This window comes from Brenneria populi (assembly GCF_036016195.1).
GTDB lineage: Bacteria > Pseudomonadota > Gammaproteobacteria > Enterobacterales > Enterobacteriaceae > Brenneria > Brenneria populi.
Map to the genome: position 1 here is coordinate 29463 of NZ_JAYWTM010000020.1, position 15462 is coordinate 44924.

The 15462-nt window shown below is 47.6% G+C and carries 13 protein-coding genes and 1 pseudogene; 11 read left to right on the forward strand and 3 right to left on the reverse strand.

What is annotated here, in order from left to right:
• The first annotated feature begins 138 nt into the window (after positions 1 to 138).
• From VSX58_RS16730 to VSX58_RS16745, 4 genes are read left to right on the forward strand one after another with little or no spacing between them, the layout of a single operon-like run.
• Complete coding sequence (locus VSX58_RS16730; protein WP_327619077.1) at positions 139 to 3111, forward strand: type I restriction endonuclease subunit R; 2973 nt, start codon at positions 139 to 141, stop codon at positions 3109 to 3111.
• Entirely contained in the window at positions 3101 to 4426 is a 1326-nt protein-coding gene (locus VSX58_RS16735) for a restriction endonuclease subunit S (RefSeq protein ID WP_327619078.1), read from the forward strand. The genes VSX58_RS16730 and VSX58_RS16735 overlap by 11 nt, the downstream gene beginning before the upstream one ends.
• Positions 4423 to 5637: an AAA family ATPase gene (locus VSX58_RS16740; protein WP_327619079.1), complete on the forward strand. Its 1215-nt coding sequence runs from the start codon at positions 4423 to 4425 to the stop codon at positions 5635 to 5637. Before VSX58_RS16735 ends, VSX58_RS16740 begins: the two co-directional genes overlap by 4 nt.
• On the forward strand, positions 5634 to 7244 hold the full coding sequence (locus tag VSX58_RS16745; protein WP_327619080.1) for a type I restriction-modification system subunit M: 1611 nt from the start codon (positions 5634 to 5636) through the stop codon (positions 7242 to 7244). The genes VSX58_RS16740 and VSX58_RS16745 overlap by 4 nt, the downstream gene beginning before the upstream one ends.
• A 179-nt stretch (positions 7245 to 7423) precedes the next feature.
• Here VSX58_RS16745 and VSX58_RS16750 read toward each other — a convergent pair whose 3' ends face one another.
• Positions 7424 to 8566: a Fic family protein gene (locus tag VSX58_RS16750; RefSeq protein WP_327619081.1), complete on the reverse strand. Its 1143-nt coding sequence runs from the start codon at positions 8564 to 8566 to the stop codon at positions 7424 to 7426.
• Positions 8567 to 9087: 521 nt separating this feature from the next.
• On the opposite strand from VSX58_RS16750, the pseudogene VSX58_RS16755 reads away from it, so the two are divergent.
• Positions 9088 to 9249, forward strand: a pseudogene (locus VSX58_RS16755) (Arm DNA-binding domain-containing protein); the annotation flags it as partial.
• 371 nt (positions 9250 to 9620) lie between these two features.
• Here VSX58_RS16755 and VSX58_RS16760 read toward each other — a convergent pair.
• Together VSX58_RS16760 and VSX58_RS16765 are read right to left on the reverse strand one after the other, a co-directional pair.
• Complete coding sequence (locus VSX58_RS16760; protein WP_327619082.1) at positions 9621 to 9767, reverse strand: hypothetical protein; 147 nt, start codon at positions 9765 to 9767, stop codon at positions 9621 to 9623.
• Between the two features lie 349 nt (positions 9768 to 10116).
• Positions 10117 to 10788, reverse strand: coding sequence for a CatB-related O-acetyltransferase (locus VSX58_RS16765; protein ID WP_327619083.1), 672 nt, complete (start codon positions 10786 to 10788; stop codon positions 10117 to 10119).
• A 476-nt stretch (positions 10789 to 11264) separates the two neighbouring features.
• On the opposite strand from VSX58_RS16765, the gene ccdA reads away from it, so the two are divergent.
• The 6 genes from ccdA to VSX58_RS16795 all read left to right on the forward strand — a co-directional run bounded on the left by ccdA (position 11265) and on the right by VSX58_RS16795 (position 15460).
• The gene (gene ccdA / locus VSX58_RS16770; RefSeq protein WP_327619084.1) at positions 11265 to 11483 is read left to right on the forward strand and encodes a type II toxin-antitoxin system antitoxin CcdA; all 219 of its coding nucleotides are present in this window, start codon (positions 11265 to 11267) and stop codon (positions 11481 to 11483) included.
• A 2-nt stretch (positions 11484 to 11485) separates the two neighbouring features.
• Positions 11486 to 11791: a type II toxin-antitoxin system toxin CcdB gene (gene ccdB, locus VSX58_RS16775; protein ID WP_327619085.1), complete on the forward strand. Its 306-nt coding sequence runs from the start codon at positions 11486 to 11488 to the stop codon at positions 11789 to 11791.
• Positions 11792 to 12196: 405 nt separating this feature from the next.
• The gene (locus VSX58_RS16780; protein WP_327619086.1) at positions 12197 to 12979 is read left to right on the forward strand and encodes an alpha/beta fold hydrolase; all 783 of its coding nucleotides are present in this window, start codon (positions 12197 to 12199) and stop codon (positions 12977 to 12979) included.
• A gap of 282 nt (positions 12980 to 13261) precedes the next feature.
• Positions 13262 to 13960, forward strand: a complete 699-nt coding sequence (locus tag VSX58_RS16785) for a GntR family transcriptional regulator (protein ID WP_327619087.1) — start codon at positions 13262 to 13264, stop codon at positions 13958 to 13960.
• Positions 13957 to 14691 (forward strand): ABC transporter ATP-binding protein, encoded by a 735-nt coding sequence (locus tag VSX58_RS16790; protein ID WP_327619088.1) that lies wholly within the window; start codon positions 13957 to 13959, stop codon positions 14689 to 14691. Before VSX58_RS16785 ends, VSX58_RS16790 begins: the two co-directional genes overlap by 4 nt.
• 1 nt (position 14692) lies before the next feature.
• The gene (locus VSX58_RS16795) at positions 14693 to 15460 is read left to right on the forward strand and encodes an ABC transporter permease (RefSeq protein ID WP_327619089.1); all 768 of its coding nucleotides are present in this window, start codon (positions 14693 to 14695) and stop codon (positions 15458 to 15460) included.
• The last annotated feature ends 2 nt before the right edge of the window (positions 15461 to 15462 follow it).

Below are 15462 nucleotides of genomic sequence, written 5' to 3' on the forward strand. Positions count from 1 at the left end.
ATTAATGACTTTCATCAAGGAATTAAGGTGCTTATACTACCTCAACCAATTATCTCGACAGTACACTTATTCATTTCCCTGATATAGCTAAAAAACACAGGGAATTATTCAGGCAGTAGCAGCCATCAGGTTTGCCCCATGACAACAACAGAAAAGCAGATCGAACAGGACTTAATCGGCAAACTGGCCGACCTTAAATATGTTTATCGTTCTGATATCCGCGATCGTGACGCACTGGAGCACAATTTCCGCGAGAAGTTCGAAGCGCTGAACCGTGTACATCTGACCGATGGTGAGTTTTCCCGCCTGATGGAGAAGATCGTCAGTCAGGACGTATTTGTAGCTGCAACGCAACTTCGCGAGCACAGCAGCTTTGAACGCGACGACGGTACACCCCTTCACTACACGCTGGTGAATATTAAAGACTGGTGCAAAAACACCTTTGAATGTGTTAACCAGCTACGGATAAACACCGACAACAGCCACCACCGCTATGACGTGCTGCTACTGATCAACGGCATTCCGGTGGTGCAGATCGAACTGAAAGCGCTGGCGATCAGTCCGCGTCGCGCCATGCAGCAGATAGTCGATTATAAAAATGATCCCGGTAACGGTTACGACCGTACTCTGCTTTGTTTCCTGCAACTGTTTATCGTCAGCAACCGCAGCGATACGTGGTATTTCGCCAACAATAATAACCGCCACTTCAGCTTTGATGCGGACGAACGTTTTCTGCCGCTTTACCAGCTTGCCGATGAAAGCAACCGAAAAATCACTCAGCTTGATGCGTTTGCCGGTAAATTTCTCGCTAAATGTACGCTCGGTGAAACGATCAGCCGCTATATGGTGCTGGTCGCCAGCGAACAGAAACTGCTGATGATGCGGCCCTATCAGATTTACGCTGTGCAGGCTATTGTGGACTGTATCCACCAACGCCGGGGCAATGGCTATATCTGGCATACCACCGGCAGCGGCAAAACGCTAACTTCCTTCAAGGCATCGACGCTGCTAAAGGATAACCCTGATATCGAAAAGTGCCTGTTTGTCGTCGATCGTAAGGATCTCGATCGGCAGACCCGTGAGGAATTTAACCGGTTTCAGGCCGGATGCGTAGAGGAAAATACGAATACCGAAGCGCTGGTCCGGCGTTTATTATCGGACGATTACGCCGATAAGGTGATCGTTACAACCATTCAAAAACTCGGTCTGGCGCTGGACGGTAACAGCAAACGCAACTATAAAGCGCGACTTGAGCCGCTGCGCCATAAGCGCATGGTCTTTATATTCGACGAGTGCCACCGCTCACAGTTCGGTGATAACCATCAGGCCATTAAAGAATTTTTCCCCAACGCCCAGCTATTCGGTTTTACCGGTACGCCTATTTTTCCGGAAAACGGGACTTACAAACAGATTGACGGGCAGGAAAAATCCATTGTCACCACGGCGGATGTGTTCCAAAAGCAGCTTCACGCTTATACCATCACCCACGCGATAGAGGATCGTAACGTTCTGCGTTTCCATGTCGACTATTACAAAGCGGAAGGAAAAGCCAGTCTGAAACCCGGAGAAATGCTGGCGCAGGAGGCCGTGGTTAGGGCGATTTTGGATAAACACGATACCGCCACCGCCGGACGGAAATTTAATGCCATTCTGGCAACCGCATCAATTAACAACGCCATTGAGTATCACCGCCTGTTTCAGGATATTCAGGCGTTGCGGCTGATGGAAGAAAGTTCGTTTACGCCGCTGAATGTAGCTTGCGTGTTCTCCCCACCTGCCGATGGTAACAAAGACGTCCAGCAGATACAGGAAGATCTGCCGCAGGAAAAAGCAGATAACGAAGATGCGCCAGAAGAGAAAAAAGCCGCGTTGAAAGCGATCATCGCCGATTACAACACCCGCTACGGCACTAACCACGATATCAATAATTTTGATCTGTATTATCAGGACGTTCAGACACGCATTAAAGCGCAACAGTACCCAAATCAGGATTATCCCCACGAGCAGAAAATTGATGTGGTGATTGTGGTCGATATGCTGCTGACCGGTTTCGATTCCAAATTCCTGAATACGCTATATGTGGATAAGAATCTGAAATATCACGGTTTGATTCAGGCATTTTCCCGCACCAATCGCGTGTTGAACGACACCAAGCCTTACGGCAATGTGCTGGATTTCCGCCAGCAGCAGGATGCGGTTAACGACGCTATCGCGCTGTTTTCCGGTGAGAAGCAAGAACACGCCAGAGAAATCTGGCTGGTTGACCCCGCGCCGGTGGTCATCGACAAACTGGAACAAGCGGTCGCCACGCTGGACAGCTTTATGACATCTCAGGGTTTGCCCTGCGCGCCGGAAGAAGTGGCGAATCTGAGAGGGGATGAGGCCCGTAGTCAGTTTATTAACCTGTTTAAAGAGGTGCAGCGGCTAAAAACCCAGCTTGATCAATATACCGATCTGACGCTGGAGAATACCGCCAGTATTGAACAGGCTCTGCCGGAAGATACGTTACGCGCTTTCCGTGGCGTGTATCTGGAAACAGCGCAACGTCTGAAAGCACAGCGGGAAAAAAATGACGATACCATCGCTCGTGAAGTGCAAGAGCTGGATTTCGAGTTCGTACTGTTTGCTTCAGCGGTAATTGATTATGACTACATTATGAGCTTGCTGGCACGTTATACCCAGAACAAGCCCGGCAAGCAGAAGATGACCCGTGAGCAATTGATTGGCTTGATTTGCGCTGAGGCCAAATTTATCGATGAGCGCGAGGAAATCACGGCCTATATCGATACGCTTAAAGCGGGCGAAGGAATGAGTGAGGAAGAGATACGTCAAGGGTATGAAGAGTTTAAAGCGCAGAAATTTACCCGCGAACTGGCAACCGTGGCGGAACGGCACGGACTGGACAGCACCGCGTTGCAGGCGTTTGTCGATGGGATTATGCAGCGGATGATTTTCGACGGCGAGCAACTGAGCGATTTGCTGGCACCGCTGGATCTGGGCTGGAAGGCGAGAACGCAGAAGAGTCTGGCGTTGATGGAAGATTTAGCGCCGTTGTTGCATAAGCTGGCGCAGGGGCGTGAGATTTCGGGGTTGGCGGCGTATGAGCAGTGAGATGAAGATTAAGACAAAAAATGGTAATGTGCCGGAGTTAAGGTTTCCTGAGTTCAACAATGCTCCTGAATGGAAATCTTGTGGATTCTATGAGTTATTAAATGAAATTATTGATTTCAGAGGAAGAACACCACTCAAACTCGGGATGGAGTGGGGTGGTGGAAATATTATCAGTCTTTCTGCTAATAATGTGAAAAATGGATATATTGATTACACAGCTGAATGTAACTTAGGGAGTCAATCGTTGTATGAAAAATGGATGGGAAAGGTAAATATTGAGAAAAATGACATTGTATTTACAATGGAAGCTCCTTTGGGTAATGCCCTTCTTATCCCTGACTCAGAAAAATATATATTGAGCCAAAGAGTTGTTGCTTTTAAAACAAAAAAACAAGTCAACAATAATTTCCTTATTCAACTCATTTGGGATAGTCAATTTCAATACCTGATTGACAGACTTTCAACTGGTTCTACAGCAAAAGGGATAAATCAAAGCTCTTTAAAAAAGGTTTATATAAAGTTACCAACTAAGGAAGAACAGAAAAAAATTGCTGATTGTCTTTCTTCGCTTGATAACGTTATTTTATTACAAGCAAAGAAAATTGATGCACTTCAACAGCATAAAAAGGGACTGATGCAGAAGCTGTTTCCGGCTGAGGGGGAGATGGTGCCGGAGTTGCGGTTTGGTAAGCTTCAATCCGAGTGGGATATTGACATATTTAGTTCTGTATTTGAGATCATTGATGGAGATAGAGGGAAAAACTATCCAAAATCAGATGAATTTAGTAATAAGGGATTTTGTATCTTCCTTAATGCTAAGAATGTTACTAAACATGGTTTTAGATTTGAAGAGAAGCAATTCATTACAGAAGACAAAGATAGAGTTTTAGGGAAGGGGAAATTACAACGTTTGGATGTTGTTTTGACAACCAGAGGTTCTATTGGGCAATTTGCTTTTTTTTCTGAAGAAATTCCATTTGAGCATATGCGGATAAATTCCGGAATGGTTATCTTAAGAATAAAATGCAATAAAATCATTGCCGATTATTTATATTTTTTTTGCAAATCAGATGTCATGTCACAGCATATTAAGAAATCAGCTTTTGGAAATGCGCAACAGCAACTGACTGTCGCCCAGATAAAAAACTTTATTATTAATTTTCCAAATGTATATGAGCAAAGAAAAATCGCCGATTGTCTTTCTTCTCTTGACGAGTTGATCAACGACGAAACCCAAAAACTAACCACCCTCAAAACCCACAAAACCGGCCTGATGCAGCAGCTTTTCCCCGCAATGGATGAGGTTAACGCATGAGTGACAAACCTAAAATCTACAGTTATAAAACTATAGAGCGCGTCGTTACCCGCCTGCGCGATGACCTGAACAATACTGACTTTGTGCTGCTCTACGCCTATAACGGTACCGGGAAAACGCGCCTGTCAATGGCCTTTAAGGACAAGGGGAAAAAGAAATCCCGTCGCCCGGCTACCGTTAACGACCACGTGATGCAGCCGCTTGTCATTGAAGAAATTCAGGGCGATACACTATATTTTAACGCCTATACTGAGGATTTGTTCTATTGGGACAACGATCTCAACGCCGATACTGAACGTGTATTACGCATCAATTCAGCGTCAAAATTCTTTGCTGGCCTGCGGGACCTGGCGCTGGAAGAGAAAATCTTTGCTTACCTTGAACGCTATGCGAATTTTGATTTTCGCATTGATTATGAAGAATGGACCGTCACGTTCTCCCGCGGCGACGCAACAAATATTAAGGTCTCGCGTGGCGAGGAGAATATTTTTATCTGGTGCATCTATCTGGCAATCTGCGAACTGGCGATTGACGGCGACGAAACCGGTCCTTATCACTGGGTGAAATATCTGTATATTGACGATCCTATTTCGTCACTGGATGATAATAATGCTATTGCCGTCGCCAGCGATCTGGCGCAACTGCTTAAACGTGGAAAAGACAAACTGAAAATAGTGATCTCTTCGCATCACGGTCTGTTTTTCAACGTGATGTGTAATGAACTAAAAAAACTGTCGCACAAGAAATATTTCTTTCATAGTGAAAAAACATTAGGCAAGTATACGCTACGCGCCACTGACGATACTCCGTTTCTTCATCATGTGGCTATGTTAAGTGAATTGCAGCAGGCAGTGACTCTGGATACTGCAATAGCCCCTAAATTGTATACTCACCATTTTAATATGCTGCGCAGCATTCTGGAAAGAACAGCGACTTTCTTTGGCTATGATGACTTCTCCGCCTGTATCCACGGCGTGGAAGATGAAGTGCTATATGGCCGTGCCCTCAACCTGTTAAGTCACGGAAAATATTCGGCTTATGAGCCAAGGATAATGGGCGATGATACCAAAGACTTATTTAAAAATATCCTGAGTGCATTTCTGGCAAAATATGAATTTGCGTTACCGGAGCTGCTGGCCGAAAAACCACAGCCGCCCGCCGCACAACCGGAAATCCCCGTTGAACTCCCTGAATCTGTGGATCACGCATGACTGAACAAGACCAAAAACAACTGGGCGATACCCTGTGGAACATCGCTGACAATCTGCGCGGCGCAATGAATGCCGATGACTTTCGTGATTACATGCTGTCATTTCTATTCTTGCGTTACCTGTCGGATAACTACGAAACTGCCGCGAAAAAAGAACTAGGTCCGGATTATCCGAGCACTGAAGACTCACCCATTGCTCCTTTAAACCGGTGGTATCAAAATAATCCTAATGACATCAAAGATTTTGAAGCAATGATGCGCCGTAGGGTTCATTACGTTATTGAACCGAAATACCTGTGGAGCAGCATCGCCGAAATGGCCCGCACACAGGATAAAGAGTTACTTCGTACGCTGGATAAAGGGTTTGACTATATAGAAAATCAATCCTTTGCAAGTACCTTTCAGGGACTATTTTCTGAAATTAACCTGACGTCCGATAAACTCGGCAAAAAATACGAGGAACGGAATACCCGGCTATGCGTCATCATTAGCGAAATTTCGAAAAGTATCGCTAAGTTTTCCACTAGTAGCGATATTCTGGGTGATGCCTACGAATATCTGATCGGACAGTTTGCTGCCGGATCTGGTAAAAAAGCGGGCGAATTTTACACCCCGCAGCAAATCTCCAGCATCCTTTCCGAGATTGTCACTCTCGACAGTCAAGATCCGACGACTGGAAAGAAAAAGCGACTTGATCAAGTACTCGATTTTGCCTGCGGTTCCGGTTCATTGCTGCTAAATGTGCGCAACAAACTTGGCGCACACGGCATCGGCAAAATTTATGGTCAGGAAAAGAACATTACCACCTACAACCTCGCACGCATGAACATGTTGCTGCATGGTGTGAAGGATTCCGAATTTGAGATTTTCCACGGCGACTCATTGCGTAATGACTGGGATATTCTGAAAGAAGCCAATCCTGCCCATAAAATGCACTTTGACGCCGTAGTGGCTAATCCACCTTTCAGCTATCGTTGGGAGCCAAACGAAGCGATGGGAGAGGATTTCCGTTTCAAAAACTACGGGCTTGCGCCCAAATCCGCTGCCGATTTCGCCTTTCTGCTGCACGGTTTCCACTTTCTGTCTCCAGAAGGCACCATGGCGATTATCCTACCGCACGGCGTCCTGTTTCGTGGCGGTGCGGAACAGCGTATCCGGCGTAAGTTATTGGAAGATGGCAATATAGATACGGTGATTGGCCTGCCTGCCAACCTGTTTTTCTCGACGGGTATTCCGGTCTGTATCCTCGTGCTGAAAAAGTGCAAAAAACCGGATGACGTATTATTTATCAACGCCAGTTCCAGTGAATATTTTGACAAAGGAAAACGCCAGAACCGTCTTAATAAAGATCACATCAGTAAGATTGTCGATACTTACCAGTTCCGCAAGGAAGAGGAGCGTTACTCTCGTCGTGTCTCATTGGATGAGATAAAAAAGAACGACTATAACCTGAATATTTCTCGCTATATCAGCACGGCCATGCCAGAGAAAAAAATCGATCTAGCAACAGTAAACAACCAACTAGCAGACTTAGAAAAGGAAATAGCCAAGGCCAGAGATACGCATAACGCGTTTCTTAAAGAGCTTGGGCTTCCTCCTCTTCCTTGAAATATTTCTATAAATCAGCCCCTGCCCTGGCAGGGGCCATAATTCAGATTTCTCCGCCCTTCTCATGTTTTCAGTTTCGTTTATTTTTTATCTTGAATGTCGATTTATAATAGGCATTAATAAAAACACACAAACCAGACCAACAACTATTGTGTGTAGTGAAAACGCCAGCACTGAAATCACAAATCAGGAATAAACCCTTCTTCCCTCAGTACCTTAATCACTCCACGTATCAAATACGAGTTAGAAAACTTCGCCGTATAAGTACGAGCTCCTTCTTCTACTGGCTGAAGCAGTCCCCGCTCAATCAGCTTACCAAGCTGATAAGTCACCTGCGTCGGTTTTAGATCAGGCAAAACAGCGCGTAGATCGCCCGCTTTTATCGTCCCCAGCTCAACAACGCGCTTCAGAACCTTCGATTCCAGCGGGTTTATCAGCCCCCTCTCCGATGAAAAATCGATAGCCGGATACAAGATCTTTTCGCTCAGAAAAGCGTGGTTTGTCAGTTGGTCGACTTTCTTCAGCTCAGAAGAGATCCCCGAAAGGACATATAAGCACCATTCCTCAAGCCCCTGTTCCGTTCCTTTATCGGCTAACGAAAGCATGGCGTAATAGCGTTCACGATCATTACAGAATACTGCTGTCGGATTGAGTACCCGCCCCCCAGCCTGAACATTAAAACCATACTTGATCAATAACGCATAGGTCAGCAGTCTAACCGTTCTGCCATTACCGTTGCCAAATGGGTGTATCCAGCCAAAGCGGTGATGCGCCAACGCAATCTTCATCAAGTCATATTTTGGTTTATCGGCACGGTTAATAAAGGCCGTCAGTTCTGCCATATAATCAGGGACACGGATGTGATCCGGCGGTAAATGGTCAGACTGAGCGATGCTGACGTTATGTTGTCGATAGGCACCGGGAGTTTTATCACCTTCCTGTTGCAATCCGACAACCGCCAGACTATGTAGCTCTCGGATAAAATACTCAGTTATGTCATCACCATTATTTAGATGCTCATCGATGAATTCCATCGCGGCTTCAATATTGTTGATTTCTTTGAGCTGATCCGTTGAACTCTGCGTTCCTTCAACCTTGCTTTCAACATAGTCGGCAAGCGTAGTGTGGTTTCCCTCAATTCTTGCGGAGCCCAAACTCTCCAGCATGTGGAAAACGGCTTTCAACTGCGCAAACAGGATAGGGTGAACATCCGTTTCCAGCCTCAAATGCCGGAGTAACTCCAGTTCCGTCAGCGCATCGACTAAAGGGGAGTCAAATTTGGGGTTCAGAAGCGAGAGTTCAAAGTGATTAAATTGAGCCATGATATGTAGTTATCTCAAACTGAGCATGAGGATATCTCAAAACCATAGCAAAAATAACAATATAATCCAGTAATTATGAATTACTCCGCTTATGATTATCTCAAAAACAAAAATCTAATATATCAAATCTAAGTTTAAAAGATGTTCAACGCAGAGAGGAACAGGCCGTTGTCTGTATGGGTGATGAAACCAAGTTTTTAGTACCGTTAGCCACTAAAACACCGATTCCTCGTGACAACCATCACAAAAACAAAGCGATTTTTTATGGGGGCCTTAGTGGGGGCACTGCTTGGTCGTTTTTCCAACAAAACCAATAAAAAACAGCATATTAATCGTGGATATGATTCCGAGTCCGGCACCACTATTCTTTTTTTATGCCTTCCTATGAATTCCTATGTTGTTGAAATTAAACAGGTTGTGGTAAAAAGTCTTTCTGATACGTTTTGATTTATCCCTTCGTATCCGGAGAATTTGGGGTCAGATTGCGGGTCATTCAGTTCGACAACTGGAGTGACCCTCGCATGTTAACTGACAGCAAAATCCGCGCAGCCAAACCTCTCGCAAAATCCTACAAACTTACCGACTCGCAAGGCTTGTACCTGACGGTATCCGCCAGTGGCGCCAAGTTATGGTATTTCCGCTATCGCTTCGGCGGTAAGGAAAACCGTCTGGCCTTTGGCCCCTCCCTCCAAAAGCATCAGGAAAGTGAAGCAGAGTAGAGAATGACCTTAACCGCAACACAGTCTGGCAGTTTGCAAAAGTATATGTGAATGATACGCCACGCGATAAATGCGGCACATCAACTATTCCGCTGTTCGATAAAGATCCTTGCGACACTGATGACAATAATGAACTCTGTACCCTGATATACCCCGCCACAAATAGCTATCTATGCGATTAGAACCACAGTAATAGCAACGAGTCCCCGTATTTTTTTGTCTGAGGATAAATTATCCAATATTTTTCCAATTCCAGATAATTTTGACGCCACTCCCTATCATCAACCCGGATAAGAAAATACCAAAATAGCCACAAAGGTCCCCAGAATGGATAATTAATCATTTTTTTCAACAGTCTGTAAAGAAGTAAAGTCATTAACAAACTGTTTTAGCAATCGTTCCAGTTCCACACGTTCATCTTCCTGCCAATTCAGATGAATGAATTCCCCCATTAGAGTCATTATTAACAATGAATTACTCATACTCGGTCCCCTGATGGAAACCTGTCTAGGCGATATGATTAATAGCCTTGTACTCAGTAAAGACCACTATCCCCAAAATACCATTGAAAATGTCACTGATTTGAAAAATGTAAAACTCCGCGGATAAATGTATTCACATGTGGCAATTACTGGAACAGGTAATCAATCCGGGCTAGCTAAAGTAGAGCGCTAATACGCAAAGTTATTTAGAATTTATGCTCAGCTATTTTTGCAATAATATCCACTATCAATTGCGCGTTGTTTTTTTGGTAATTAGTAATTATGACAGAATCGCGTAGTAATTCCCGAATTACTACATGCTAACTCACAATTATAATGGTGACTTCATTTAATGAAGTTTCTTATTAATTAAAATCAGGGCATTTATATCCCCATCAAGAATAAATCTCATTGCTTTATTTATACTTTCAATTGGCCAATCCCACCATAAAACATCTTCTAATATTTCAATTGTTTTTTCATCAAAACGCTTTCGGATTACACGAGCGGGATTTCCCGCCGCAATTGCATACGGCGGTATGTCCCGTGTAACGACTGACTTCGCACCAATAACAGCGCCATCGCCAATAGTAACACCAGAAAGAATGGTAGCGCCATAGCCTATCCATACATCATTCCCAACATTAATATCCCCTCTTAAGGGAAGGTCGACAGGAATATCTAAAGATATTCCATTTAAGTACATATCAAACTCTTCCCATCCCTCCTTGAACATTTGAAATGGATAAGTACTGAACCCTTTCATATTGTGATTACCACCATTCATAATGAATCTAATATCACGGGCTAAAGAGCAAAACTTACCAATTATCAGACGATCTCCAATGAACGAATAGTGATGAAGTATATGGCGGTCTACATAACCTTCCGGCCCCAACGGATCATTGCAATACGTATAGTCGCCCACAATAATATTTTTTGTTTTTATTACATTTTTTAAAAATAATATTTCTGGGAAGTTAGGAATAGGATGCATGACATCTGGCGATGGCCCTTTCATAAGAATACTCCTTCAGTATTAAAACACATTTTATGTTTACGATTCATAGCCATTGAATTAAAGCTAGCAGCCAATGCTTACTCTCGCAACCTCAGGCAAACGCTAATATTCTATCCGAATGATATTGCAAAGAAAAAATGGGCATAGCCTTACCGAGATCCGTTTCAACGTAGCCCGACCGCCCACCTGGTGCGATTACAGGTCGATAACAGCGTATTCATTATTCATGGGTAGGATCCCTCATAAGCACCGGATTTACGTTTTCTACATCGTGCCAGATCCGCAGAAAAGCGGGCTATCGAATCGCTGTTCAATAGCGTCACGTCATCGTAAATCATCAGTACACCCTGCGAGAAGCGCGGTATCGTCATGTTTTTCGGGTTTATACATTTGACGGCTTGAGTTGAATCTTGGCTAATTGCTGAACAACTATGCGGAATATATACTCACAGTATGCGTAAGCGAGGAGCACTATTATGAAACACCGCATTAGCGTTACCGTGGACAAAGACAATTATCAGGTTCTAAGTGCTGCCGGAATCAATATTTCTGGACTGGTGAACGATGTCATCGGCAAAGAAGCCCGTCTCATAAAGGCTGAAGCGTGGAAGAAGGAAAATCGCGAAGGGATAGAAGACGTCGCCAGATTCATCGCACAGCATGGCTCCTTTGCTGATGAAAACAGGAATTGGTGACCATGCAATTCATGGTTTATCAATACAAACGCGCCAGCCACTACAAAATGCTTGTCGATGTGCAGAGTGATATTGTCGAGACGCCAAAACGACGGATGGTCATTCCACTTATCGAATCGCATCACCAGTCTGAAAAAGTGAATAAGACACTTTTCCCCCAGCTCCGCCTCGACGGCGAAGATTATCGGCTGATGACCACTGAACTATCGAGCGTTTCCGTTGAAGTCATTGGCGAAGCTATCGCGGATCTTGGCAAGTACGCGGATGAGATCAAGGATGCTATCAATCTTATGTTTTGGAGGATTTAATAAGGGTTAAAAGCGTTCAAATCACGTTTTAAGCACAGCGTTTCTCTTCCGCAACTAGATACCTAAATACCTCTAAAAGGCAATAGTCCGGTTTATCGAGATACTTACACTACCGTTGCGCCGGCACGCGCGCAAGGTTATCGCCGAACGGCCGGCCCTTTGCGTCAAATCAATACCTTATTGCCATCCGCGGCCTAAACTCTCCATCTTAATTCAACCTGTTGGGCTAGCGGCGCCGAAAGGAAAATGACCATAAAAGCGATATTATTTAGCCTATCGTTGGCGTTTTTCGCCGTTCTTACCTTTGCTAAAAGTCCTGCGGCGCAAAGCAGCGTATCCATCCAAGCGGATGGAACGAGAGCCGTAGCCGAACTCCCCGTTGATAACATTCCAAGCGAGAAAAGCATGTTCGATATTGGACAGACCGTAACCGTAGATAATACAGCGCTATTTGTGTCGGAAGCCGGCAAGGCGGATGGCGAACCGATCGTTCTGCTTCACGGCGGGTTGGGAAGCCGAAACGATTTCCTGCCGCTGGCGAAATATCTGGCGGCCGATTACCGCCTGATCGCCATCGACAGCCGGGGGCATGGGCGCTCGGAGTTGGGAGACGCCCCCCTCACCTATCATCGGCTTGAGCAGGACGTCTCCGCTGTTCTGACCGCGCTTGGGCTGACCGGCGCCGGGATTATCGGCCATAGCGACGGAGGCATCGTGGCGCTGCGCCTCGCCGCGTCCGGCAGCGTCAAGCCTCGTTTCGTCGTCGCCGTCGGCGCCCACTGGCAGCTGTCGGCCGATGATCCGACGCGCGGAATCTACCAGGGCGTCACCGAGAACGCATGGCGAGAGATGTTTGCGCAGCAGATCCGGCAATATGAGGCTGAAAACCCCAAACCCGATTTTGCCGCGCTGTTTGCCGCAACCACCGCCATGTGGCTCGGCAACGATGACGACGCCTATCCGGGCGCGTCGGTAAGGTCGATCGCCTGCCCGCTGCTGGTTGTCCGCGGCGATGACGATTTTCTGGTCTCCCGCAGTCAGGCTTTCGACCTGGCCGAACAGGTTACGGGCGCGCGCCTGCTGAATTTGCCTTTTGCTTCGCATACCCTTCTGGAAGAGAGCCCGGAGGCCGTTCTTCCCGCATTCAAGGCATTCCTGGCCGGTTTACCCCCCACGCCCCAGAGATAGTTTTCAACCCGCGTAACACAGGCGCGATAAAATCGGAACGCATAACGTTATCCCGATACCGCGCCTGTCACTCAATATCGTGAGACGCTCACAATACGAGCGGGAAAAATTTTCCTGAATATCGCCGACATAGCCGCTGAGCAGCCCAGTTGATGCTCAGAGATAAATTACATTGCTGTTTTAATTATTAGTTTCATCTCCGGCATTACGACAGAATGCGCTCATTAAGGTACTCAATGTGACGCAGTGAGCTGCTCACAGTAATAGACTGAGAGGACCGGGATGGGCGATTTCTTATCTTTAAGCGACCAGGCTTATCACGCCATCCGTCGCGATATTCTGACCTGCCGACTGTTGCCGGGATCGCTGGTGACGGAATCCGAACTGATGGATCGCTACCAGTCAGGGAAAAACTCCATACGGCTGGCGCTGACGCGCCTAAGTCATGAACGGCTGACGATCTCACGCCCGCGCAAGGGCTACCGCATCGCGCCGGTGACGATACAGGACGTGGAAGAGATTTTCACGGTACGCGCGGCGCTGGAGCCGCTGGCGGCGCGGCTGGCCGTCGGCAAAGTGGATGTCGCGCAGTTGAAAGTCCTTGAAGCCCAGTGCCGGGTGGAAGTGGCAGCCCCGCTGTCCACGCGCATCGATGTCTTTATGAACGCCAATAAACGTTTCCATTTAACCATCGCGCAGGCCACCGGCAACACGCATTTAATTCGCTCCCTGTCCGGATTAATGGATGAAATGGCGCGGCTGGTGGCGCTGGGATTTAATGTGCAACGCATTAAACCGGAGATAAAGCATGACCATAACGCCATGATCGATGCGTTTATCGAAGGGGATGCGAAACGGGTGGAATTTATTGCCCGCCGTCATATTGAAACCTTCCAGGCGATGACGCTGGAAAAAATCTACGCCACCCTGAGTAAAGAGGGCGCGTTGCTACCGGTATTGCCGCAGGAGATATTCGAATGAGCGTCTCCATTGAATTACGCGGCGTCAGTAAATCCTTTGCCAGCCAGAACGTACTGGACAACGTCTCTCTAACGATCCGTCAGGGGGAAATAGTGGCGCTGCTGGGCGTCTCCGGCGGCGGTAAAAGCACCCTGCTGAACCTGATTTCGGGGCTGTTGTCCGCGGACAGCGGCGACATTGCCATTCAGGGCATTCCGACAAAACAATTTCAGCACTGGCGACGCATCGCCTACCTGTTTCAGGAAGACCGCCTGCTGCCGTGGCGATCCGTCGAACAGAACGTGCATTTCGGTCTGGAAAACAGCGCGCTGGATAAGCAGGAACGCCGGCGGCGGGCGGCCGACGCCCTGGAGCTGGTCGGCCTCTCCGCCTTCGCCCGGCACTGGCCGCACCAGCTATCCGGCGGGATGCGCAGCCGCGTGGCGCTGGCGCGCAGCCTGGTGGTACAGCCGCAAATATTACTGATGGACGAACCCTTCTCACGTCTCGATCCGCAAACCCGCAGCGCCATGCACGACGAACTGCTGCGTATTCAGCGACTGACGGGAATGACGGTGGTACTGGTGACGCACGACGTGGAAGAGGCGGTGATTCTGGCTGACCGGGTCGTGGTGCTGAAACCCCATCCGGGGCGCATCCATCTGGAAACCGCGCTGGTTCTGCCGCGCCCGCGTATCGCCACCGTTCCCGAAGTGAATGAACAGATTCGTCTGTTACGCCTTGAGGTATGAGATGAAACTCTTTTCACGCACCCTCAGCCTACTCCTGCAACGGCTGGTTTTACTGGCGATTTTCCTGATTGCCTGGTGGCAGGGGGCGCAGCATCTTCCGGCGTTTGTCTTACCCGGCCCCGCCGCCACCTGGCAGGCGCTGCTGGGCCTGTGGCGGGGTGAAACGCTGATGCACGACATCGGCGTTACCTTCAGGCGCGTGGCATCGGGCTTTGTGCTGGCGGCGCTGACGGGCACCGCATTCGGTCTGGCGCTGGGGGCCAGCCGGCGGGTGGCGCGTTTTTGCGAACCGCTTCTGGCGGTATTTAACAGCGTGTCGTCGGCGATCTGGGCCATCTTCGCCATTATCTGGTTCGGTATTTCTGATGCCACTACCATCTTTGTGGTGTTTATGACGGCCATGCCGCTCATCCTCACCAACGTCTGGCAGGGCGCGCAAAACGTGGACGCGCAATTTGTCGAACTGGCGCGCAGTTTTCGCATGAGCCGCTGGCAGACGCTAGGAAAAATCTATCTGCCCACCATTCTGCCGTACTTCTTTTCCGGCGCGCGCCTGGCCTTTGGTTTCGGCTGGCGGGTGTCGCTGGTGGCCGAAACGCTGGGGTCGTCCGATGGCATTGGCTATCGCCTGCGCCAGGCCGGCGATCTGGTGCAGACCAACCAGGTGTTCGCCTGGACACTGCTGCTCGTCTCACTGATGTTGCTGCTGGAAGGCGGCCTGCTGAAACCGCTGGAACGCCACCTGTTCCGCTGGAAAAAACGTTCATAACT

Excerpts from the sequence above, each read along its gene's own strand:
- VSX58_RS16730 (WP_327619077.1), top strand. The coding sequence starts at position 139 with ATGACAACAACAGAAAAGCAGATCGAACAGGACTTAATCGGCAAACTG.
- VSX58_RS16735 (WP_327619078.1), top strand. The coding sequence starts at position 3,101 with ATGAGCAGTGAGATGAAGATTAAGACAAAAAATGGTAATGTGCCGGAG.
- VSX58_RS16740 (WP_327619079.1), top strand. The coding sequence starts at position 4,423 with ATGAGTGACAAACCTAAAATCTACAGTTATAAAACTATAGAGCGCGTC.
- VSX58_RS16745 (WP_327619080.1), top strand. The coding sequence starts at position 5,634 with ATGACTGAACAAGACCAAAAACAACTGGGCGATACCCTGTGGAACATC.
- VSX58_RS16750 (WP_327619081.1), bottom strand. The coding sequence starts at position 8,566 with ATGGCTCAATTTAATCACTTTGAACTCTCGCTTCTGAACCCCAAATTT.
- VSX58_RS16760 (WP_327619082.1), bottom strand. The coding sequence starts at position 9,767 with ATGAGTAATTCATTGTTAATAATGACTCTAATGGGGGAATTCATTCAT.
- VSX58_RS16765 (WP_327619083.1), bottom strand. The coding sequence starts at position 10,788 with ATGAAAGGGCCATCGCCAGATGTCATGCATCCTATTCCTAACTTCCCA.
- ccdA (WP_327619084.1), top strand. The coding sequence starts at position 11,265 with ATGAAACACCGCATTAGCGTTACCGTGGACAAAGACAATTATCAGGTT.
- ccdB (WP_327619085.1), top strand. The coding sequence starts at position 11,486 with ATGCAATTCATGGTTTATCAATACAAACGCGCCAGCCACTACAAAATG.
- VSX58_RS16780 (WP_327619086.1), top strand. The coding sequence starts at position 12,197 with ATGTTCGATATTGGACAGACCGTAACCGTAGATAATACAGCGCTATTT.
- VSX58_RS16785 (WP_327619087.1), top strand. The coding sequence starts at position 13,262 with ATGGGCGATTTCTTATCTTTAAGCGACCAGGCTTATCACGCCATCCGT.
- VSX58_RS16790 (WP_327619088.1), top strand. The coding sequence starts at position 13,957 with ATGAGCGTCTCCATTGAATTACGCGGCGTCAGTAAATCCTTTGCCAGC.
- VSX58_RS16795 (WP_327619089.1), top strand. The coding sequence starts at position 14,693 with ATGAAACTCTTTTCACGCACCCTCAGCCTACTCCTGCAACGGCTGGTT.